The sequence below is a fragment of the Ruminococcus sp. genome, assembly GCF_019417665.1.
Taxonomy (GTDB): Bacteria; Bacillota; Clostridia; order Oscillospirales; family Ruminococcaceae; genus Ruminococcus_C.
On sequence record NZ_DXUU01000023.1, the window covers coordinates 1 to 21,778 of the forward strand.

The window sequence follows — 21,778 nt, forward strand, 5'->3', positions numbered from 1 at the left end:
GGGTGAGAAAAGCGACAGCTTTTCGAGGGGAAAGCGAACAAGACCGCTTTCCCCTTGTGAAACCATTTCATCAAGTAAAATCTTGTAAACGTCCCGGTGGGACGTTTACAACGCAATCTTAATCTTAATCCCAAAAAACGTGGTACAGTTACCTGCGGCATTACAATCACACACACCGGCATAGTTTTGTACAAATTGCAAATATTCCATAAATACATATAAAACCTATTGACGATATAGGAATATAGTGGTATAATAGCAATTACAGAAAAAAACTTCCTTTGGGTGGTTGAACAGAAAGGGATTGAGATTATGGCAAATCAGAATTATCGTTTCGAGACAAGACAGGTACATGTAGGACAGGAACAGGCTGATCCCACTACAGACGCAAGAGCTGTGCCGATTTATGCGACTACTTCTTATGTATTCAAGGATTCCGCCCAGGCGGCAGGCCGCTTCGGACTGACGGAATCCGGCAATATCTACACCCGTCTTATGAATCCTACCAATGATGTATTCGAACAGCGTATTGCTTCTCTGGAAGGCGGCGCAGCAGCACTGGCAACAGCATCTGGCTCGGCGGCAATTGATTATGCCATCCGTAACATTGCTGGTACAGGGGATCATATTGTTTCTTCTCAGACCGTTTATGGCGGCACTTATAATCTGTTCGCCAATACATTCCAGGAGATCGGCATTGAGACTACCTTTGTGGATGCACACGATCCGAAGAATATCGCAGATGCCATCCGCCCCAATACCAAGGCTGTCTATGTAGAATCCCTGGGCAACCCCAATTCTGATGTTATTGACATGGAAGCTGTTGCAGAGATCGCACACAAGAACGGCGTGCCGCTCATTGTGGACAATACCTTTGCAACACCATTCCTGTTCCGTCCGTTGGAGCACGGCGCAGATATCGTGGTACATTCCGCAACCAAGTTCATCGGCGGTCACGGCACCGTTATGGGCGGCGTTGTGGTAGACGGCGGTACTTTTGACTGGGCAGAAAGCGGCAAGTATCCGGGTCTGTCCAAGCCGAATCCGTCCTATCACGGTGTTGTCTTTACAGAAGCATGCGGCAATATTGCCTATATCATGAAGCTTCGCACGACCCTCATGAGAGATACCGGCGCATGCCTGTCGCCGTTCCATTCCTTCTTGCTGTTACAGGGTCTGGAAACGCTGTCCCTGCGTGTAGAACGCCACGTGGAAAATGCTCTGAAGGTAGTGGATTTCCTGAAGAATCATCCTATGGTAAAGCGTGTCAATCATCCGTCTCTTGCCGCCGGTCATGAAAAGGAACTGTATGACAAGTATTATCCCAACGGCGGCGCATCCATCTTTACCTTTGAACTGAACGGTACAAAGGAACAGGCGCAGAAGTTCACCGAATCTCTGGAGCTGTTCTCTCTGCTGGCAAATGTAGCAGATGTAAAGTCGCTGGTGATTCATCCGGCTTCTACCACACACTCCCAGATGACAGAGGAAGAATTGTTGGCTGCCGGCATTACTGCCACAACGGTTCGTCTCTCCATCGGTACGGAGCATATTGATGATATTCTGGTGGATCTGGAGCATGGTTTCCAGGCAATTCAGTAAACCATCATTTTTTATGTATGGATGCAGTATTCTGTAACATCTAAAAATGTTTCCTATCCGCTTTCAAGATGGTTGCTCAGGCTGCTGGTCCAGCTGAGCACAGCTGGCGCAGGTCCAGGGCTGCGGAAGCCCTGGTCGCCGTCCGCAGACGGCGAAATATTCCGGCACATCCTTTTGCGCCGCGGAGAGGGTGGTGAGAAAAAGCGACAGCTTTTTCGAGGCGGGGCGAACAAGACCGCCCCGCCTTGTGAAATCATTTCAACAAGTTAAATCTTGCAAACATCCCGGTGGGATGTTTGCAACGGAATAAATTTTAAAAATGTGACAGGGTAGTAGGGCGGATATGATCCGCCCGTATTATCCATTCGCAATGATTTTCCTATGGGGGGATTCCAATGCAGATCTATGCAGACAATGCTGCAACCACAAAGACAAGTCGCACTGCCATTGATGCCATGCTGCCTTATTTCGACCAGGTCTACGGCAACCCATCCAGTCTGCACCATGTGGGACAGGCTGCGGCAGAGGCACTGGTGAAAGCACGGCAGGATATTGCAGACTGTCTGGGATGTGAGGCGAGAGAAATCTATATCACTTCCGGCGGCAGCGAAGCCGATAACCAGGCACTGCGTTCGGCAGCATACTATGGTGCGAAAAAGGGAAAAAAGCACATCATTTCCACAGCTTTTGAGCATCACGCCATTCTCCATACCCTGAAACAGCTGGAGGAGGAAGGCTTTGAAGTCACCCTGCTGGATGTTCACGAAACGGGGCGCATTACGGCACAGGAAGTGGCGGATGCCATCCGTCCGGATACCTGTCTGGTAAGCGTGATATTTGCCAATAATGAGATCGGTACGATTGAACCCATTGCGGAGATCGGTGCAGTTTGCCGGGAAAAGGGCGTGCTGTTCCATACCGATGCTGTACAGGCAGTGGGACATGTTGCCGTTGACGTAAAAGCCATGAACATTGATATGCTGTCCCTGTCGGCGCATAAGTTCCACGGACCTAAGGGCATAGGTGTGCTCTATGTCAGAAAGGGCGTGCTCCTGCGCAGTCTCATCAACGGCGGCGCACAGGAGCGGAACAAGCGTGCCGGTACGGAAAATTTGCCTGCCATCGTGGGTATGGCGGCGGCGTTGAAAGAAGCTTGTGCAAATCTGGACAAAAACGCTGCCTATCTGATTTCTCTCCGGGATCGGTTGATTGAGGGACTGTCCCAGATCCCCCACAGCGTACTGAACGGCGAGCGGACAGAGCGTCTGCCGGGTAATGTACACTTCTGTTTCGAGGGCATTGAGGGCGAATCCCTGCTGCTTCTGCTGGATGCAAAGGGTATCTGCGCATCGTCTGGTTCTGCCTGCACTTCTGGTTCACTGGATCCCAGTCATGTGCTGCTCGCCATTGGCAGACCCCACGAGATCGCCCATGGTTCGCTGCGCCTGACTCTTTCGGAGGAGAATACGCCGGAAGAAGTAGAGTATATGATTCAGACCATCCCGGAGGTTGTGGCATATCTGCGCAGCATGTCTCCGGTATGGCGTGACTTGCAGGAAGGGAGAAGAACCTATGTTATACAGTGAAAAGGTCATGGATCACTTCATGAACCCCCGAAATGTCGGCACCATTGAGGATGCAGATGGCGTGGGCGAGGTCGGTAATGCCAAGTGCGGTGATATCATGAAGATCTACCTGAAAATCGAAGATGATATTGTCAAGGATGTAAAGTTCGAGACATTCGGCTGCGGCTCTGCCATTGCGTCCAGTTCCATGGCAACGGAAATGATTTTGGGGCAGCCCTTGTCCAAGGCAATGGAACTGACCAACAAGGCGGTTGCCGAAGCTCTGGACGGTCTGCCTGCCCACAAGCTGCACTGCTCCGTGCTGGCAGAGGAGGCAATCAAGGCGGCAATCAAGGATTACTATGATAAAAACAACATCGCCTATGACCCGAAGATTTTCCCGGATTGCGAGAATTGTGAAGCGTGTCATATGTGAGTGAATGAAAATGCCCTGCGGCGGTTGCGCTGCGGGGCTTTGTTTTTTCGTAATTTGCTGAATATTCATTGTGTATCTATATTTTTCTGTTATAATTTTATAAAAGTTTTTTCGGGGTTTTCCGAAAAGGAAAGGGATGGTTGAACATGCAGATTTGGAAAAAGCTTCTGGCGGCGGTGACAGCTGGGGTGATGTTGGCAGTAGGTGTGCCGCAGATGCAGTTCCTGGCAAGTGCGGAGGAATCGTATACTTACGGTGATCTGACCTATGCCTTTTTAGAGGATGGGACAATCAAGATCACAGGGTGTGACATGAATGTCACGGAAGTGGAGATTCCAGCGGAGATTGATGGGGTTGCAGTGACGATGATTGGCTATGGTTCATTTCGTTGGTGCAGCATAACCAATATTATCATTCCGGAAAGCGTAACTACTATTTCGGCTGAAGCGTTTTGGGGTAATGAAAATTTGATCAATATTTCAATTCCAAATACTGTTACATATATTGGGTCAGATGCCTTTGCTGATACGCCATGGTTAGAGGCGCAACGGAGAGAAAATCCTTTCGTTGTGGTAAATGGGATTTTAGTTGATGGAAAAACTAGCGGTGATATTGTTACATTACCAGAGACTGTAACAAGTATTGGTGGCGGTGCATTCTATTTTTGTAATGCTTTGAGCAGTATTACGATTCCCAATAGTGTGACAAGTATTGGGGACGAAGCGTTCTGGGGTTGTGATAGTCTAACCGAAATTCATTATGCAGGGACAGAAGAACAGTGGACTCAGATTGAGATTAGTGAGTATGCGTTCGAATCTTACCCCGTCATTTATTTTAAAGAAGATCCATTGGCTACGACTACAACAAGTGAACTTTCAGTCACAACAGTATCTTCTTCAGTCCAGTTGGATGATGGAATTCTTTACGGTGACATCAACCAAGACGGCAGACTTGACATTACTGATGCCGTCCTTTTGAACAAAGCCTCCGCCGGAGCAGTAAAACTCAATGATGTTGCTGCAAAGAATGCAGATTGTAATGCGAATGGCGAGCTTGGAACAGATGATGCCATCCTTCTTCTGGAATTTCTTGTTCATCTGATCAGCACACTTCCCTATACTGAATAACAGCTGACAAAATGCCCTGCGGCTCCGTTTGGAAACCGCAGGGCGTTTTACATATCTTGACAAATTTTCTCATATATGCTATCATATCAAACGAGGGCATTTGCCCTAAGAGAGCATACCAAATAACGGTAGGCGGTCTTTTTCCTTGCTCCCTGTCAAAAGGGAGGTGATCATGATGGATATTTATGTTACATGGTCTGATCTGATTCAGGTTGGAATTTTTCTTGTCACATATACGACGTTATTGTACGCCATTTTCCATAATGACCAAAAGAAATAACCGCCCCAGCAACCAAACTTAGGCGGTTATTCTTTATCATTACTGCTTAATAAGGGGAGCAGACCGTCAGCCGGTTTCGGCAGACTCGTCAATATGGCGAGCCGACTGGTATGCTCTCTTTTTTTATTATACCGGAATTGCAGTGAAATGTCAAGGACTTTTTTACCCCAGCTGCAATTCTTTCAGAATACGCTCCGCCATCTGCCGGGGCGAAACGCCGCCGGGGATGACATGGGATGCGTGGGCACGGTACACCGATGCACGCTTCTCAAACAGTGCTTTCAGTTCTTCCTTTGTGCTGCGCTGCACAATGGGGCGGTTGGTGTCGTCCTTGATGCGGTTGTAACAGGTCTGGAAAGACTCGTCCAACAGCACCACTGCGCCGTTTTCTCTGGCATATGCAGCACTTTCCGGATTCAGCATGGCACCGCCGCCGCAGGAGATCACTGCCTTTTCCCGGCAGAGGGTGCGGATCGCCTGGGCTTCCACCTGCCGGAAATAAGGCTCGCCGTCCTGGTCGAAGATCTCGGGAATGCTCTTGCCCTCCTGTTCCACAATGTACGCATCTGTATCAATGAGGGGCAGCCCCAGCTTCTGCGCCAGCGTTTCGCCCACCGTGGTCTTTCCGCAGCCCATAAAGCCGCATAGAAAAATGGTCATGCTGTGCCTCCTCACTTTCCTGCGTTCTGTGCGTCAATGGTCTCCTCCATGTCATGGACAATGGAGTCGATCTGTTCCTGGGTATAGCTGTCGCCGTTCCAGATCTCGTGGGCACGTACTGCCTGGAGTACCAGCATTGCCGCACCGCCCTTGGCAACCTTGCCCTGTGCCAGTGCCCTGCGGAGAAACAGGGTCTTGGTGGGGTTGTAGATCACGTCAAAGAAATAGTCTGCCTGGTCGATAAGCTCATCCGGCACTGGGCAGGCGTCCACTTTTGGGAACATGCCCACGGGAGAAGCATTGATGATCACATCAAATTTTTCGTGGATCTCCGATGTCAGATGATACTGCACCTTTGCATTCGGCATGGTCTCTGCTGTTTCTGCCAGAAATGTCTCCACCAGTTCCTTGTTCTGGGGAATAATGCCGATGGTCAGATCTGCACCGCTGCGCAGGGCTTCGGTGGCGATCATTCTGCCCACACCGCCGCAGCCGATGAGCAGCACTTTGCCGTCCATGGGATAGTCCTTTACTGACATGGTGAAGCCGTCGCAGTCTGTGTTATATCCCACCAGCTTGCCGTTCTTGTTTGCCACGCAGTTGACGGAATTGTATCGCTTTGCGCTGTCGTCCATCTCGTCCACCATGGGAATGACCTCCATTTTGTGGGGGATGGTGATGTTAAAGCCTTGTAAGCTCCGCAGAAACGGTTCTTCACCGGCAAGATGCTCCGGCGCAATGTCCGTCAGGGTATAGCTGGCTTCTCTTCCGGCCATATCAAAGAGCCGCTCGTGAATAAAAGGAGACATGGAATGCCCCAGAGGATGCCCGATGAGTGTGTACTGTTCCATTATGCAAATACTCCTTCCAGCGTTTCGCAGTTCTCACAGTTCTTGGCAGTAACACCCTTGAGGGTCTTTTTGACCAGTCCGGTGAGGACGTTCTTGGGACCGAATTCCACAAAGGTGTCAATGCCAGTAGCCTGCATCGCTGCCAGTTCGTCTGTGAAGCGCACCGGGGAGACAATGTGTGCTGCCAGAGCCGATGCCATGTCGGAGAAATCTGTCCGTGCTGTACCCAATACATTAGAATAGAAAGTAACGTTGGGCTCACGGAATGTCACACCCTTGACAGCTTCATAAAAAGCGTCTGCCGCAGGCTGCATGAGCTTGGTGTGGAATGCACTTGCCACAGCCAGCGGTACTGCACGTGCCTTCAGTGCGGTACAAGCAGCGGCAGCTTTTTCTACAGCATCACGGTCGCCGGCAATGACCGTCTGTACACTGGAATTGTAGTTCGCCGGAACGACGTAGCCCTCTGTTTCAGTGCAGATACGCTCTACCTCTGCGGGTGCCAGCTTCAGGATCGCACACATTGCGCCGTCAGCGGCACTGGCGGCAGCGTCCATCGCTTCCGAACGAGCCTTGATGACACGGAAGCCGTCCTCCAGGGAGAGCATCCCCGAAGCCACCATTGCTGCATATTCGCCCAGGGAGTGACCGGCTACGGCGTCATAGGTGAAGCCTTTTTTCTTTGCGGCTTCTAAGCAGACCAACGAGGTCGCCATAATTGCCGGCTGTGCGTAGACGGTGCGTGCCAGAGTCTGTGCGTCACTGTCAGCGATGATCGCATACAGATCGAAACCCAGCGCATCCGATGCGGTTTTGTAGATCTCTTTCAGAGATGCGTCCTGACGTACCAGATCCAGTCCCATCTTCTCGTACTGGGATCCTTGACCGGAAAAGAGCGCAATTGTTGCCATAAGTACCATTCCTCTCTCATGGTTTTGTACAAAGGTGCACAAAACCAAAGCTTAATTTTTGTGCAAAAAATAGTATTTCTTCCTCCTGCGATTGAAAAACCACCGGGAAACGTTGCAAAATGTGCAAAAATATTCTATAATAGAAAGTGTATCCTGTGATTGCAGGCAAGCTATTTTTCAGAAGGACGTGCCATGCCGCAAAAAGCGCAGCACATCCATCTACTATCATAACACAAAAAAGAAAAATAGACAAGAGGAACGGAGGAATTTTTTGCATGGGTATTCATGTTTTAGGGACAGGGAGCTATACGCCTGATTTTCAAGTGACAAATGATGATATGGCGAAGATCGTGGAGACCAATGATGAGTGGATCCGGACACGCACCGGTATCGGTACACGCCATATTTCGGATGGAGCGCCCACATGGTATATGGGGGCACAGGCGGCAAAGCGTGCCATTGCGGCAGCGGGCATTGATCCGACAGAGATCGGTCTGCTCATTGATACTACCATTACGCCGGAGTATTGCACTCCGTCTATGTCCTGTATCATTCAGCGTGAGGTAGGCGCAATGAATGCAGCGTGCTTCGACCTGAATGCGGCTTGTTCCGGATTTGTCTATGCCATGGATACGGCGCATCGTTTTTTGAAAACCGATTCCTCCATGCGCTATGCACTGGTTGTGGCAAACGAGAGCCTGTCGAAGATCACAAACTACAGCGACCGTTCTTCCTGCATTCTCTTCGGTGACGGTGCAGCGGCGGCGGTCATCGAATATGATGAGAATGCACTGTACACCAGTCACCTGGGTGCAGATGGCACTGGTGCGAAATATCTCTATGCCCACAGTGCCCTGCCTCAGTCCCCCTTTGTAAAGCCGGAACGCTTTGCGGAATATGATGATGGCATCGGTGCTGGTCCTGAGGGCTGGGAACACGCCATGCTCCAGGACGGCAGAGAGGTCTATAAGTTTGCCGTCCATGCCTTGGCAAAGGCGGCAACTCTGGCGGCGGAAAAGATCGGTTTTGATCTGAATGAGCTGGACAAGATCGTACCCCACCAGGCAAACATGCGTATCATTGAGACAGCTATGAAGTATCTGAAACAGCCTATGGAAAAGGTGGTCACCAACATCGAATTCCACGGCAACACTTCCAGTGCCTCCATTCCCATTGCCTTTGATGAGGCCATTCGGGAAGGCAAGATCCAGCGTGGGGAAAAGGTGTGTCTCGTGGGCTTTGGCGCAGGTCTGACTTATGCAGCACTGATTATGGAATATTAAAAAGTGAAAATGAGGAGTTAGGAATGAGGGTATCGCCTGCGGCGATGGATCGAAAATAACCAGCGTGATTTGGATCACATCAATTTTTGAATCCATAAGCGTAGTGAACACTGCCATTTTTCATTTCTAATGTCTTGTTTCTCATTGAGAAAGATTACGAGAACAAATATCCCAAAAGGAAAGGACGTATATTTATGGAAACCAGAATTACCAAGCTGCTGGGCAGCAAGTACCCGATGATTCAGGGCGGTATGGCGTGGATCGCCGAGAGCACCCTGGCTTCCGCTGTCTCCAATGCTGGTGCAGTGGGACTCATTGCCGGTGGCAGTGCGCCCATTGATTATCTGCGGGAACAGATCCGTATCTGCAAATCCAAGACAGACAAGCCCTTCGGCGTAAATATCATGCTCATGAGTCCCAACGCTGACGACCTGGCACAATTGGTTATTGATGAGCAGGTGCCTATTGTTACCACTGGTGCAGGCAATCCGGGAAAGTACATGGAGGCATGGAAAAATGCCGGCATCAAGGTCATTCCGGTAGTGCCGTCCGTTGCTCTGGCGAAGCGTATGGAGCGTGCCGGCGCAGATGCGCTGGTGGCTGAGGGAACGGAGTCCGGCGGTCATATCGGCATGAATACAACCATGTGTCTCGTGCCCCAGGTCGTGGACGCTGTGGATATCCCGGTCATTGCAGCCGGCGGTATCGCTGACGGCAGAGGCATTGCAGCTGCCTTTATGCTGGGCGCAGAGGGCGTACAGCTTGGCACACGCTTCCTGGCAACAGACGAGTGCCAGATCTCTTCGAAATACAAGGAACTGGTCATCAAGGCAAAGGATACCGACAACCAGATCACCGGCTTCTATTCCGGCAGCCCTTGCCGTGGGATCAAGACCAAGTACACCAAGAAGCTCCAGGCCATGGAGAAGGCTGCTTGTCCGCCGGAGGATTTCGAGGCAATCACCGTCGGTTCTCTTCGGAAAGCTGTCGTAGACGGCAATGTGGACGAAGGCTCTTTCCTGTGCGGTCTTATCGCCGGCATGGTCAACGAGGTGAAACCCTGCAAGGACGTAATTGAAGAAATGTGGCAGCAGGCATTCCAGCTGATGGGTAGGGAATAACGAAATATAATAAGTTGTAAGAATATGTATATGTAGGGCGGGGGCTTGCTCCCGCCGCGTAGGAATCAGAATCTCCGGCGGGAGCAAGCCCCCGCCCTACGATTTGTTCTACGAAACAAAATGGATGATTTTAATTCAGAGAGGAAGATCATATTATGGCAACAGCATTGATTACCGGCGCATCCCAGGGCATCGGCGCCTGCATCGCCGTTCGTCTGGCAAAAGACGGATACAATATTGCAATCAACCATTTTCCCAGCGATTCTGACAAGGCAAATGCGGAAAAGGTGGCGCAGCAGTGCCGTGAACTGGGCGTAGAAGCGGAACTGTTTGCAGCAAATGTGGCAGATTATGCCCAGTGCGAAGCAATGACTAAGGCAGTGAAGGAGCGCTTCGGCTCTATTGATGCCCTGGTCAACAATGCAGGCATTACAAAGGACGGTCTCATGGTGCGTATGTCTGAGGAACAGTATGACGCAGTCATTGCTGTGAACCAGAAGAGTGTATTCAATATGATGAAACTGGTGGGCGCAGTTATGATGCGTCAGCGCAGCGGTCATATTGTCAGCCTGGCATCGGTGGCTGGTCTTTACGGCAATCCGGGACAGATCAACTATTCTGCATCCAAGGCAGCCATCATCGGCATGACAAAGACCGTGGCAAAGGAACTGGGCGCAAGAGGGATTACCGTCAATGCGGTAGCACCGGGCTTTATCAAGACCCCCATGACCGATGCCCTCACGGAGGAACAACGGAATAAAATGCTGGAACTCGTGGCAATGAAGCGATATGCAGAGCCGGAAGAAGTGGCAAGCGTCGTTTCTTTCCTGTGCTCCGATGATGCAAGCTATGTCACCGGACAGACCATCGAGATCTCTGGCGGTCTTATGATGTAAGCCCTTGTAGGGGCGAACTGTGTTCGCCCGAACTGGAAACGCATGCAAAACTGCGTTCGTATCAGGTGCATTTTTACCGTAAAATATGATAACAATGAAAGGTTTACCGATATGAAAAGAGTAGTCATTACCGGCATGGGGACCGTCAATCCCCTTGGCAATAACCTGGAAACGTTCTGGGAGAACGTGAAAAAGGGCACACTGGGCATCTCGAAGATCGATGCGTTTGATACCACGGAGCTGGGTGTCAGTGTTGCCGGCATCATCCGTGACTTTGATCCTACGGAGTACTTCGAGCGCAAGGACATCCGTCACATGGAACGGTTCACACAGCTTGCAGTGGCTTCTGCGGTGCAGGCACTGCGTGACTGCGGTACGGATTTCAAGGATCTGGACATCTATCGTCTGGGTACCATTATCGGCTGCGGCATCGGCGGCATCGGCAGAATTGAGGAAGAACACACCAAGTATGCGGCAAAGGGGCCGGGACGCATTTCTCCGTTTTTTGTGCCCATGATGATCGGCAATATGGCAGCAGGTCAGGTGGCGATCCGTACCGGATTCCGTGGAGATAACTTCTGCACTACCACAGCTTGTGCATCCTCTACCCACGCAGTGGGCGAAGCTTTCCGGAAGATCAAGGACGGCTATCTGGATGTATGCCTGGCAGGCGGCAGCGAGTCTACCATTACAGAATTCACATTGGGCGGTTTCCGTACCATGAAAGCCCTGTCCACAGAGGCAGACCCGGAAAAGGCTTCTACGCCATTTGATTTGAACCGTGGGGGCTTTGTCCTGAGCGAAGGTGCTGCTGTGCTGGTGCTGGAGGAATATGAGCACGCAAAGGCACGTGGTGCGAAAATTTATGCAGAGATCGCCGGCTATGGCGCAACTTGTGACGCATATCATATGACAGCTCCGGCAGACGAGTGCGGTGCTTCTTCCAGAGCCATGATCAATGCTTATCAGGAAGCCGGACTGCAGCCGGAGGATATCACCTATATCAATGCCCATGGTACTTCCACCCATCTGAACGATATGCTGGAGACCAAAGCAGTGAAGATCGCACTGGGTGAGGAACAGGCACACAAGGTGAAGATCAATTCTACAAAGTCCATGACTGGTCATATGCTGGGCGGTACTGGTGCAGTAGAAGCCATTGTTTCGGCAATGTCCATCCACGATGATTTTATTCACCAGACCATCGGTTTCACCACTCCTGACCCGGAGTGCGACCTGGATTACTGCACAGATGGTCCGGTGGAGATGCCGGTGAACGCTGTATTGTCCAATTCCTTGGGCTTCGGCGGTCACAATGCCACACTCTGCTTTAAGAAGTGTGTGGATTAAGGAGAAACGCAAATGAGTGAAAAAATTTATAACATGGTTGACCTGGATACCATTGAAAAGCTGGCAGATATTGTGGCAGAAAAAGATCTAGGCGAGATCACCATCGTTGACGGCGGAAAGACCATTACCGTAAAGGGGAAGAAATGCCCGTCGCCTATGCCGTCTATGGGTATGATGCCTCAGGCAGTACCGGCAGCTGTGACCGCAGCACCGGCGGCTTCTGCGGAAACACCAGCAGCGCCAAAGCCCCAGGGCAAAGCGATCAAGGCACCCTTGGTGGGCACATTCTATGCCGCACCGTCTCCGGATCAGCCGCCCTTTGTTCAGGTGGGCGATACGGTGAAAAAAGGCGATGTCGTGCTGATTATCGAGTCCATGAAGCTGATGAACGAAGTCACCAGTGATGTGGACGGCGTGGTACAGGAAATTCTTGTGAAAAACGGCGAAGCGGTAGAGTATGATCAGCCGCTGATGATTCTTTCGTAAAGGAGTGCAGACATGGCAGAAGTATTGCTGAATCAGGAACAGATCAAGGAAATTATTCCCCACCGTGACCCATTTCTTCTCATTGACGAGGTGTTGGAAATGGAAGTGGGCAAGCGTGTCGTGGCACGGAAATATATCAAAGAAGATGACTTCTGGTTCAAGGGTCACTTTCCGGAAAAGCCCGTAACGCCGGGCGTTCTTATGGTGGAAATGCTGGCACAGGCAGGTGCAGTCTGCATTCTGTCTCAGCCGGAATTCAAGGGCAAGATCGCCCTCTTTGCCGGAATCGACAAGGCAAAGTTCCGCCGTCAGGTAGTGCCGGGGGATGTACTCGATCTGACCGTGGAGATCATTGCACAGCGTGGCCCTATGGGTGTGGGCAAGGCTGAGGCGACAGTGGACGGCAAGCGTGCTGTCAGCTGTGAGATCAAATTCGCAGTAGAGCAGTAAGGCGGCGTACCCATGTTGAAAAAGGTTTTAATTGCAAACCGGGGTGAGATCGCCGTACGGATCATCCGTGCCTGCCGGGAGGCCGGCTTGCAGTGCGTGACGGTGTATTCCACCGCAGACCGCACAGCGCTTCATGCGGAGATCGCAGACGAATCCGTCTGCATCGGACCGCCGTCTGTGCAGGACAGCTATCTGAATATGAACGCCCTGATCTCTGCCTGTGAGAATACTGGTGCAACAGCGCTGCATCCGGGCTTTGGCTTCTTGTCGGAAAGTGCGGAATTTGCACAGCTTTGTATCGATAACGGCATTACCTTTATCGGACCATCTCCGGAATCCATCTCCATGCTGGGAGATAAGGCACGTGCCAAGGAGACCATGAAGGCTGCCGGCGTGCCCGTAGTGCCCGGTTCTGACGGCGCAGTCTCCTCTGTAGAAGAGGCAAAGAAGATTGCCGCAGAGATCGGTTATCCCGTGCTGGTGAAGGCGTCCGCAGGCGGCGGCGGCAGAGGTATCCGCCGGGTGGATTCTGAGGAACAGCTGGAAGAACAGATGCTGGTGGCAAAGGAAGAAGCACGGAAATTCTTCGGAAACGATGATGTGTATCTGGAAAAGCTGATTATTGGACCTCATCACGTGGAGATTCAGATCATTGCAGATCAGCAGGGGAATACCGTGGCACTGGGTGAGCGTGATTGCAGTATGCAGCGCCGTAACCAGAAGGTCATTGAAGAAAGCCCCAGCCCTCTCATGACCCCGGAGCTGAGACACGCCATGCAGGAAGCGGCAGTGCGTGCTGCAAAGGCGTGTGGGTATTATAACGCCGGAACGATTGAGTTCCTGGTGGACGATGACCGGAATTTCTACTTCATGGAAATGAATACCCGGATTCAGGTGGAACATCCTGTCACAGAGTGGGTCACCGGTGTGGATCTGGTACAGACCCAGCTTCTGGTGGCACAGGGAAAGCCCTTGCCATTTACCCAGGAGGATATTCAAGTGAAAGGCCATGCCATCGAGTGCCGTATCAATGCGGAAAATCCGGCGCTGGATTTTCGTCCGTCACCGGGCACGATTCACATGCTGCACATTCCCGGCGGTCCGGGTGTCCGGGTGGACAGTGCAGTCTACCAGGGCTATACCATTCCGCCGTATTATGATTCCATGATCGGAAAGCTCATTGTCCATGCGCCTACCAGACACGAGGCGATCATGAAAATGCGCTGGGCATTGTCGGAATTTATTGTAGACGGCATTGACACCAACATTGATTTCCTGCTGACCCTCATCAAAAACAAGGACTTCAATGCAGGTACATATGATAATACATTTCTTGAGAAGTTTCTGAAAGAACAGAAGAATGCACCATAATGATACATATGTATGATTATGATGCGTCAGAAAGAAAGTAGGGTGATAACAAAACCATGGCGTTAGAGGAGTTATTCAAAAATGTAACCAAACGGTTCAATGATGATACACCGGAGGAGCACGAACCTACGTTTAAGTGCCCGCGCTGTCAGCAGTCTGTACCGGAAAGCCGGTTTCAGGAACTGAATAAGGTCTGCCCCAATTGTAATTATCACGCACGGCTGACAGCAAACGAACGGCTGCGGCTGACGGTGGACAGCGGTTCGTTTGTGGAATATGATGCAGACATGCACAGTTCGGATCCGCTGAATTTTCCGGGCTATGCCAAAAAGGTGGAGTCGCTTCAGATCATGACTGGTCTGCGGGATGCTGTCATCACCGGAGAATGCACGATCAAGGGTTCTCGTGCTGTGCTGATCATCATGGATTCTCATTTCATGATGGCGTCTATGGGCAGCGTTGTGGGCGAAAAGATCACACGTGCCTTTGAAACTGCTACGGAAAAGGGTCTGCCGGTAGTTGCTTTCACCGCATCTGGCGGCGCAAGAATGCAGGAGGGTATCTTATCACTCATGCAGATGGCAAAAACTTCTGGTGCAGTGGCACGGCACAGTGAAGCAGGGCTGCTCTATCTGACCGTCATGACCGACCCCACCACAGGCGGCGTGACGGCATCCTTTGCGTCTCTGGGAGACATCATTCTGGCAGAGCCGAAGGTGCTCATCGGCTTTGCCGGACGGCGTGTCATTGAGGGAACCATTCGCCAGCGGCTGCCCGACAATTTCCAGCTGGCGGAATTTTTGCAGGAAAAGGGCTTTGTGGATATGATCGTGGAACGCCGCACCATGCGCAGTACGCTGTCACATCTGCTGAAGCTTCACGGCTATGACAAAGAAAACGGATCAGGAGGTGCGTGAAAATGGAACAGGAACAGCAGCGGCGCACGGCGTGGGAACGCCAGCTTTTGATCCGTGACAAAAACCGTCCCACTGTCCGGGATTATATCCCCCGTATCTTCACGGATTTCTATGAACTCCACGGCGATCGGGGCTATGGGGATGACGGTGCTATTATTGGCGGCATCGGTCGTCTGAACGGCGTACCGGTGACGGTTCTGGCACAAGTGAAGGGACGCAATCTCAAGGAGAACAAAGCGTCCAATTTCTCTATGCCCCATCCGGAGGGATACCGCAAGGCACTTCGTCTGGCACATCAGGCGGAGAAATTTCATCGCCCAGTCATCTGTCTTATTGACACCCCCGGTGCATTCTGTGGGGTAGAGGCAGAAGAACGGGGACAGGGCGAGGCGATCGCCCGGAATATTGCGGAATTTATGATGCTGAAAACCCCGGTGATCGCCGTGGTATTGGGCGAAGCCGCAAGCGGCGGTGCATTGGCACTGGGTGTGTGCGATGCTATGGGAATGCTGGAAAATTCGCTGTATACCGTCATTTCTCCCAGAGGTGCAGCGTCTATTCTCTGGAAGGACGCTTCACGGGAACAGGATGCCTGCGAGGTGATGCAGATCACTGCTGAGGATATGCTGCGGTTCGGGGTGGCAGAAGCTATCATTCCCGAGCCTGAGGGCGGTGCGCAGAACGATATAGACAAAATTTCCGGAAATATCAAGGAATATTTGGTGAAAACGATAGCAGAAAAATTACAAAAAGATATTGACGTTTTGCAAAAAGAACGGTATACTAAGTTTAGGAAAATCGGCGTGTTCCAGGAAAACTAAGAAATGCGTTGATTTTTGGGAGAAATTCCCGTGACGCCGCCTCGTTTTGAGGTGCAACATCAATTTTTGGAGGAAGAAAAAATGGCAAAAGAAGAAATTTTTGAGAAGCTGAAGGATCTGGTTGTAGATCAGCTGGGCGTGGATGAAGACGAAGTAACTGCGGAAGCAAACATTCAGGATGATCTGGGTGCAGATTCTTTGGACGTTGTAGATCTGGTAATGTCTGTAGAAGAAGAGTTTGGCGTGAAGATCGCAGACGAAGAACTGGAAGGCATCAAGACTGTTGGCGATATCGTGGACTATGTTGAAGAGAACAAGGACTAATCCGCTTTGACTTTTCGAAAAGTAAAACAAAAACCGGGGATACATTTGCGTGTCCTCGGTTTTTTGCGTTTGGAGAGTCATGCAGAATGTGCCTGGATTGTCAAAACTTTCATTCGCAATTTTTATCTATCAGTGTTTCGAAGATTTGTATAATATCCCTTATCCCGGGCTGCACCGTCGAAGAAACCACCAAAAACATTGACTTTTTCCAAAAAATCGGTTATAATAAAATATACGTGTATTGTGTGACAGGAATTGCAAAAGGCAGGGCAGCAGTTCTGCATTTCTTCCTGTTCAAATCTAAAACAGACAGGACAATGCTATGAAATTATGCAAAGAAATTTATCAGTATCGCCAGATGATCTTCAGTCTGGTGAAAAAAGACCTGCGGGGCAGGTATAAAGGCTCTGTCCTCGGCTTTCTCTGGACATTTATCAACCCATTGATGCAGCTGGTGGTCTATACCTTCGTGTTCACCTATATTATGAAGGCAGGCATCGATAAGTATTATCTCTACCTGTTTGTGGCGCTGATCCCGTGGATTTTCTTTTCCTCCGCTATTACCGGCGGCTCTAGTTCTATCGTTGCACAAAAAGACCTGGTGAAAAAAATCTATTTTCCCCGTGAGGTCATCCCCATTTCCTATGTGACCAGCTGCTTTGTGAATATGCTTCTGTGTTTCTGTATTATTTTTCCGGTCATGGTGATCGCTGGAGTACCTCTTAATCCTCTAGCGCTTTTATGTCTGCCGGTGATTATGATCGTGGAATATTTTCTTGCTCTGGGTATGGCGATGCTCTCTTCGGCGATTACGGTGTATTTCCGGGATCTGGAGCATATTTTAGGCATTATCACTATGATCTGGATGTACATGACGCCTATTTTTTATTCTATTGATATGATCCCGGAAAAGCTGCGCTTTGTGTATCATATCAATCCCATGTCCTCTGTCATCAGCTGCTATCGGGATGTGCTGTATTATTCCAGAGTACCGGATCTGTCCAGTCTGTTGGAGGCTGTGGTGCTGGGGGCAATATTCCTGGTGCTGGGAACGGTAATATTCGGGAAACTGAAAAAAAGTTTTGCGGAGGAATTGTAAATGGGGACAGACATGAAACAGGATGACGTCATTGTCGTTGACAATGTGAAAAAACAATTCAAGGTCTATCTGGACAAGGGGCAGAGCTTCAAGGAACGGCTTCTGTTCCGGAACCGCCGGCGCCATGAGGAACGGCAGGTGCTGCGGGGGATCTCCTTTACGGTAAAGCGTGGGGAGGCAGTGGGACTCATCGGCCATAACGGCTGCGGCAAAAGTACCACCCTGAAGTTGTTGACCCGGATTCTCTATCCAGACAGCGGCAGCATCCAGATCCAGGGACGGGTCTCCAGCCTCATTGAACTGGGCGCTGGCTTTCACCCGGATATGAGCGGACGGGAAAATATCTATACCAATGCGTCCATTTTCGGACTGACTAAAAAAGAGATCGACCAGCGGCTTCAGACCATTATTGATTTTTCCGAACTGGAGGAGTTTATTGACAATCCGGTGCGTACCTATTCTTCTGGAATGTACATGCGCCTTGCGTTTTCCGTTGCTATCAATGTGGATGCAGATGTACTGCTCATTGATGAGATCCTCGGCGTGGGCGACGCCAATTTTCAGGCAAAATGTTTCAATAAACTTCGGGAGATCAAGGCACGTGGAACGACCATTGTCATTGTGTCCCACTCTCTGGGACAGATCGAACAGATCTGCGAGCGTTCTATCTGGATTCATGATGGACTCATTCGTGCCGAAGGTCCGGCACGGGATGTCGATCTGGAATATATGGAATTCATGGGCGAGAAGATGCAGGAAACTGCCAAAAAGGAATTGGAGCGCAAACAGCAGGAAACGGATACAGCGGTGGAAACGGCTGAGCAGGAGAAAAACCGCTGGGGAAACGGCAAGGCACGCATCCGGCAGATCCAGGTTTGTGATGGAGAAGGCGCAGAACAGCGTGTGTTCCAGACTGGCGAACAGGTGCAGATCCGGGTGCAGTATCACGTGGAAGAACCGGTGGAGGATGCCGTGTTTGGCATCGGTGTGTTCCGTCAGGACGGTGTACAATGCTATGGTACGAACACACGCATTGACAAGCTGCCGCCTTTTGATCTCACCCAGGATGGTACAGCGGAATTGCAGATGGAGACCTTGCAGCTGCTGCCGGGCACGTATACACTGGATCTGGCAATCGAATCCGGAGACGGTGTGCCGGTGGATTATTTTAAAGAAGCCGTGACCATTCAGATGACGGCTTCAGTGGGAGATGTGGGTGTCATGCGGATTCCCCATCAGTGGAAGATCATCTGAGAGTCTGCTTTATAACTTTTTCTGCGTAGATTTTTAACGTAGAAAGCAACAAAATTCACCAAAAAGATGCGTGGGAAAAGATATGAAACAGGCTCTGGTGGAAAGGATGGGACATGGAGAATTTCGAGCAAATATGGCAGAATATGCAGCAGCAAAAGGGCATAAAGGGCTGGATGAAACGAAAGCTGTTCGGCTGGTTGGTACGGGATCTTGTGCAGGCACAGCAGAAGCAGACAGAGCAAATGGCAGATATGCAGAAGCAGATTGACGATATGCAGAAGCTTTGGAGATTATCTCAGAAACACGAGCAGCTGCGGCAGGATCTTGAACAGGCATGTGTGAATCTGCGGAACAACAACGCACAGTTGTCCACGCTTCAGAGCAATCTGGATTGTTTGAAAGTGCAGCTTCGGCAGATGCAACGGCATATGCCAAAGACAGCGGATACTGTACCAGCGGAAACGACTGGGGCGGCACAGAATACATCGGCTATGCCAGCGCAGACCTATGACACCATTGAATATTTTGACTTCGAGAATCACTTCCGTGGCCCTATGGAACAGATCAAGAATGCACAGCGGCAGTACCTGCCTTATTTCACTGGAAAGCAGCATGTATTGGATCTGGGCTGCGGCAGAGGAGAATTTCTCTCCCTCATGCAGGAGCAGGGCATCCCGGCAGTGGGTGTAGATGTCTACGAGCCATATGTGGAGTATTGCACGATGCAGGGGCTGAAAGCTGTCTGCGGAGACGGTGTGACATATCTTTCGAAGATGGACAAGGCAGACGGCATTTTCGTGGGACAGGTGGTAGAGCATCTGACGCCGGAGCAGATCATGACCCTTTGCCGCACTGCCTATGAAAAATTGGAGGACGGAGGCTGTCTGGTTGTGGAAACGCCCAATCCTACGTCCCTGTCTATCTATACCAATGCGTTTTACATTGACCCGTCTCATGTGAAGCCAGTGCATCCTCTGACCATGCAGTATTATCTGGAAAAGGCAGGTTTCACTAAGACGGAGATCATTTATACAGAAAGCAGCCGCCCGGCGCAGACCATTCCGGAACTGCGTTGTTCAGGAGAAAACGTGGCGGAATTCAACGCTGCCATGCAGGAGACAGCAAAAATGTTGTACGGCAGCCAGGATTATGCCATTGTTGCTGTGAAATAAAGTGAATGAGGAATTCGGGGTTAGGAATGAAGGAAATTCGTTTCGCTCACGATTGAAAAAGTATCGTCATAGGCGGTGCTGATGTTGCATACCTCGTTCCGATTGCAGAGAAATCCATATTTAGGAAAGGATTGGAGTTTTTATGGAGAATCAGACGAATTCGTCCATTAATGTATCAGAGATCATGGAGGGCATTCGTGCAGAGATCAAAGAAAAGGGATATAGCAGTGAGATGCTGTCCTTTGCTGATGTACCCGGCGATGCTGACAGCGGAGACTATTCCGAGCGGTTCGATGCGGACATGCTTCACGGCAATGTGCAGTATGTCAATGCAAATCACCGTGTAGATCCCTATCGTCCCCTGTCGGGCAATCCCATCGGGGTCTTTTTCAAGAAAGTCATCCGCAAGCTGGTCAGCTTCTATGTGGAACCCTATGCCGCAGAACAGAGCAGTTTAAATGCCAATATTGCTCAGGCACAGTCTCAGATAGAGCTGTATATCCAGGAGTCCCGGATGCACAGCACAAAGGCATTGTTGGAACGAATCGAAGCACTGGAATTGCAGCAGAAGAACTCCAGGATCGCGATGGAACAGATGCAGGCGCAGATCGCACAGCTTCAGGCGAAGCTGGAGCAGGAGGGGACACGATGAAGGTGATCCAGCTGCTGCCCACCATGGGCATGGGGGACGCCATCGGAAACGATGTACTGGCGCTGTCCAAGGTGCTCCGGGATATGGGCTTTCAGACCGGGATCTATGCGGAAACCGTTGACCGCCGGCTGCCGGAGGGCACAGCTCAGACCGTGGACAAAATGCCCCGGTTCTCCGGGGAGGATGTGATCCTCTATCACAAATCCACGGGAACGGATCTGAGTTTTTCTCTGGAACAGTACGCCTGTCGGAAGCTGATGATTTTCCATAATATCACGCCGCCCCGGTATTTTAAGGGGTATAATGACACTCTGACAGAGATCTCTGAGTACGGGATGCGTGGACTGTGTCACCTTGCAGACAAGGTGGACTACTGCATGGCGGATTCCGCCTATAATGCGTCAGTACTCCGGGAACTGAACTACCGCTGTCCCATTGTGGTGCGGCCCATTCTCATTCCCTTTTCGGACTATGCCAAGACACCTGACCCGGAGGTCATGGCGCACTATGAGAACGACGGCTATACGAACTTTGTTTTTGTGGGCAGAATTGCGCCCAATAAGAAGCAGGAGGATGTCATCCGGGCATTTTACTGCTATAAAAAATACTGTAATCCCAAGTCACGGCTGTTTCTGGTTGGTTCTTATACGGGCATGGAACGGTATTATCACCGCCTGCGCCGCTATGTAGGTGCGCTGGAACTGGACAATGTGGTGTTCACCGGGCATATTCCCTTTGCGCAGATCCTGGCATATTATCACCTGGCAGATCTGTTTCTGTGTATGAGTGAGCACGAGGGATTCTGCGTGCCTCTGGTTGAGGCAATGTACTTCGGGATTCCTATTCTGGCATATGATTCGTCAGCCATTTCCGATACCCTGGGCGGCAGCGGTGTGCTGCTCCAGAGTAATGATCCCATGGAGGCAGCTCTTATGGCAGACCGTGTCATCCGGAATCGGGATCTGCGCCGGGAGATCGTGGCAGGACAGCGCAGACGCCAGCAGGACTTTGCCTATGGGGAGATCCGGAAGCTGTTTGAACAGCAGATCCGGGAGTTTCTGGAAAAGGTGCCGCCGTGTGCGAAGAAGAAGTCCAGAAAGCGTAAATAAGCGATGTTCAGAAGAAAATAGGGCAACATTTTACACCTTTG

At 50.7% G+C, this 21,778-nt stretch carries 22 protein-coding genes; 19 read left to right on the forward strand and 3 right to left on the reverse strand.

Annotation, left to right across the window (positions count from 1 at the left end; translation table 11 throughout):
* The first annotated feature begins 312 nt into the window (after positions 1-312).
* From QZ375_RS07430 to QZ375_RS07445, 4 genes are all read left to right on the forward strand, one after another.
* Positions 313-1,602 carry an O-acetylhomoserine aminocarboxypropyltransferase/cysteine synthase family protein gene (locus QZ375_RS07430; RefSeq protein ID WP_295217486.1) on the forward strand — a complete coding sequence of 430 codons (1,290 nt, stop codon included), beginning with the start codon at positions 313-315 and terminating at the stop codon, positions 1,600-1,602.
* 395 nt (positions 1,603-1,997) lie between these two features.
* Positions 1,998-3,188: a cysteine desulfurase NifS gene (gene nifS, locus QZ375_RS07435; RefSeq protein WP_295217489.1), complete on the forward strand. Its 1,191-nt coding sequence runs from the start codon at positions 1,998-2,000 to the stop codon at positions 3,186-3,188.
* Entirely contained in the window at positions 3,175-3,603 is a 429-nt protein-coding gene (gene nifU / locus QZ375_RS07440; protein WP_295217491.1) for a Fe-S cluster assembly scaffold protein NifU, read from the forward strand. Before nifS ends, nifU begins: the two co-directional genes overlap by 14 nt.
* Before the next feature lie 146 nt (positions 3,604-3,749).
* Positions 3,750-4,730, forward strand: a complete 981-nt coding sequence (locus tag QZ375_RS07445; RefSeq protein ID WP_295217493.1) for a leucine-rich repeat protein — start codon at positions 3,750-3,752, stop codon at positions 4,728-4,730.
* A 442-nt stretch (positions 4,731-5,172) separates the two neighbouring features.
* On the opposite strand, the gene QZ375_RS07450 is transcribed toward QZ375_RS07445, so the two are convergent.
* Genes QZ375_RS07450 through QZ375_RS07460 form a run of 3 tightly spaced genes read right to left on the reverse strand, consistent with a single transcriptional unit; the run spans position 5,173 to position 7,432 of the window.
* A complete protein-coding gene (locus QZ375_RS07450) occupies positions 5,173-5,670 on the reverse strand; it encodes a shikimate kinase (RefSeq protein WP_295217495.1) in 498 nt (165 codons plus the stop codon).
* 11 nt (positions 5,671-5,681) lie between these two features.
* Positions 5,682-6,521 (reverse strand): shikimate dehydrogenase, encoded by an 840-nt coding sequence (locus QZ375_RS07455; protein ID WP_295217496.1) that lies wholly within the window; start codon positions 6,519-6,521, stop codon positions 5,682-5,684.
* A complete protein-coding gene (locus QZ375_RS07460; protein ID WP_295217497.1) occupies positions 6,521-7,432 on the reverse strand; it encodes an ACP S-malonyltransferase in 912 nt (303 codons plus the stop codon). Before QZ375_RS07460 ends, QZ375_RS07455 begins: the two co-directional genes overlap by 1 nt.
* A gap of 275 nt (positions 7,433-7,707) precedes the next feature.
* On the opposite strand from QZ375_RS07460, the gene QZ375_RS07465 reads away from it, so the two are divergent.
* The 15 genes from QZ375_RS07465 to QZ375_RS07535 all read left to right on the forward strand — a co-directional run bounded on the left by QZ375_RS07465 (position 7,708) and on the right by QZ375_RS07535 (position 21,737).
* Positions 7,708-8,715, forward strand: a complete 1,008-nt coding sequence (locus QZ375_RS07465) for a beta-ketoacyl-ACP synthase III (RefSeq protein ID WP_295217498.1) — start codon at positions 7,708-7,710, stop codon at positions 8,713-8,715.
* Between the two features lie 194 nt (positions 8,716-8,909).
* Positions 8,910-9,836, forward strand: coding sequence for an enoyl-[acyl-carrier-protein] reductase FabK (gene fabK, locus QZ375_RS07470; protein WP_295217499.1), 927 nt, complete (start codon positions 8,910-8,912; stop codon positions 9,834-9,836).
* A 155-nt stretch (positions 9,837-9,991) separates the two neighbouring features.
* Positions 9,992-10,732, forward strand: a complete 741-nt coding sequence (gene fabG / locus QZ375_RS07475; RefSeq protein WP_295217501.1) for a 3-oxoacyl-[acyl-carrier-protein] reductase — start codon at positions 9,992-9,994, stop codon at positions 10,730-10,732.
* A gap of 111 nt (positions 10,733-10,843) precedes the next feature.
* Positions 10,844-12,082 carry a beta-ketoacyl-ACP synthase II gene (gene fabF / locus QZ375_RS07480; protein ID WP_295217503.1) on the forward strand — a complete coding sequence of 413 codons (1,239 nt, stop codon included), beginning with the start codon at positions 10,844-10,846 and terminating at the stop codon, positions 12,080-12,082.
* 12 nt (positions 12,083-12,094) lie between these two features.
* Entirely contained in the window at positions 12,095-12,568 is a 474-nt protein-coding gene (accB, locus tag QZ375_RS07485; protein WP_295217505.1) for an acetyl-CoA carboxylase biotin carboxyl carrier protein, read from the forward strand.
* A gap of 12 nt (positions 12,569-12,580) precedes the next feature.
* Entirely contained in the window at positions 12,581-13,018 is a 438-nt protein-coding gene (fabZ, locus tag QZ375_RS07490) for a 3-hydroxyacyl-ACP dehydratase FabZ (protein WP_295217507.1), read from the forward strand.
* A 12-nt stretch (positions 13,019-13,030) separates the two neighbouring features.
* Positions 13,031-14,389, forward strand: coding sequence for an acetyl-CoA carboxylase biotin carboxylase subunit (gene accC, locus QZ375_RS07495; protein WP_295217509.1), 1,359 nt, complete (start codon positions 13,031-13,033; stop codon positions 14,387-14,389).
* A 56-nt stretch (positions 14,390-14,445) separates the two neighbouring features.
* Positions 14,446-15,306 carry an acetyl-CoA carboxylase, carboxyltransferase subunit beta gene (gene accD, locus QZ375_RS07500; protein WP_295217511.1) on the forward strand — a complete coding sequence of 287 codons (861 nt, stop codon included), beginning with the start codon at positions 14,446-14,448 and terminating at the stop codon, positions 15,304-15,306.
* Positions 15,307-15,308: 2 nt separating this feature from the next.
* Positions 15,309-16,127, forward strand: a complete 819-nt coding sequence (locus QZ375_RS07505) for an acetyl-CoA carboxylase carboxyltransferase subunit alpha (RefSeq protein ID WP_295217512.1) — start codon at positions 15,309-15,311, stop codon at positions 16,125-16,127.
* A gap of 81 nt (positions 16,128-16,208) precedes the next feature.
* Positions 16,209-16,451, forward strand: coding sequence for an acyl carrier protein (locus QZ375_RS07510; protein WP_295217514.1), 243 nt, complete (start codon positions 16,209-16,211; stop codon positions 16,449-16,451).
* Between the two features lie 322 nt (positions 16,452-16,773).
* Entirely contained in the window at positions 16,774-17,550 is a 777-nt protein-coding gene (locus QZ375_RS07515; protein ID WP_295217517.1) for an ABC transporter permease, read from the forward strand.
* Positions 17,551-18,804 (forward strand): ABC transporter ATP-binding protein, encoded by a 1,254-nt coding sequence (locus tag QZ375_RS07520; protein WP_295217519.1) that lies wholly within the window; start codon positions 17,551-17,553, stop codon positions 18,802-18,804.
* A gap of 113 nt (positions 18,805-18,917) precedes the next feature.
* Positions 18,918-19,976 (forward strand): methyltransferase domain-containing protein, encoded by a 1,059-nt coding sequence (locus QZ375_RS07525; protein WP_295217521.1) that lies wholly within the window; start codon positions 18,918-18,920, stop codon positions 19,974-19,976.
* A gap of 142 nt (positions 19,977-20,118) precedes the next feature.
* The gene (locus QZ375_RS07530; protein WP_295217522.1) at positions 20,119-20,628 is read left to right on the forward strand and encodes a hypothetical protein; all 510 of its coding nucleotides are present in this window, start codon (positions 20,119-20,121) and stop codon (positions 20,626-20,628) included.
* Complete coding sequence (locus tag QZ375_RS07535) at positions 20,625-21,737, forward strand: glycosyltransferase family 4 protein (protein WP_295217524.1); 1,113 nt, start codon at positions 20,625-20,627, stop codon at positions 21,735-21,737. The genes QZ375_RS07530 and QZ375_RS07535 overlap by 4 nt, the downstream gene beginning before the upstream one ends.
* Positions 21,738-21,778 lie beyond the last annotated feature (41 nt).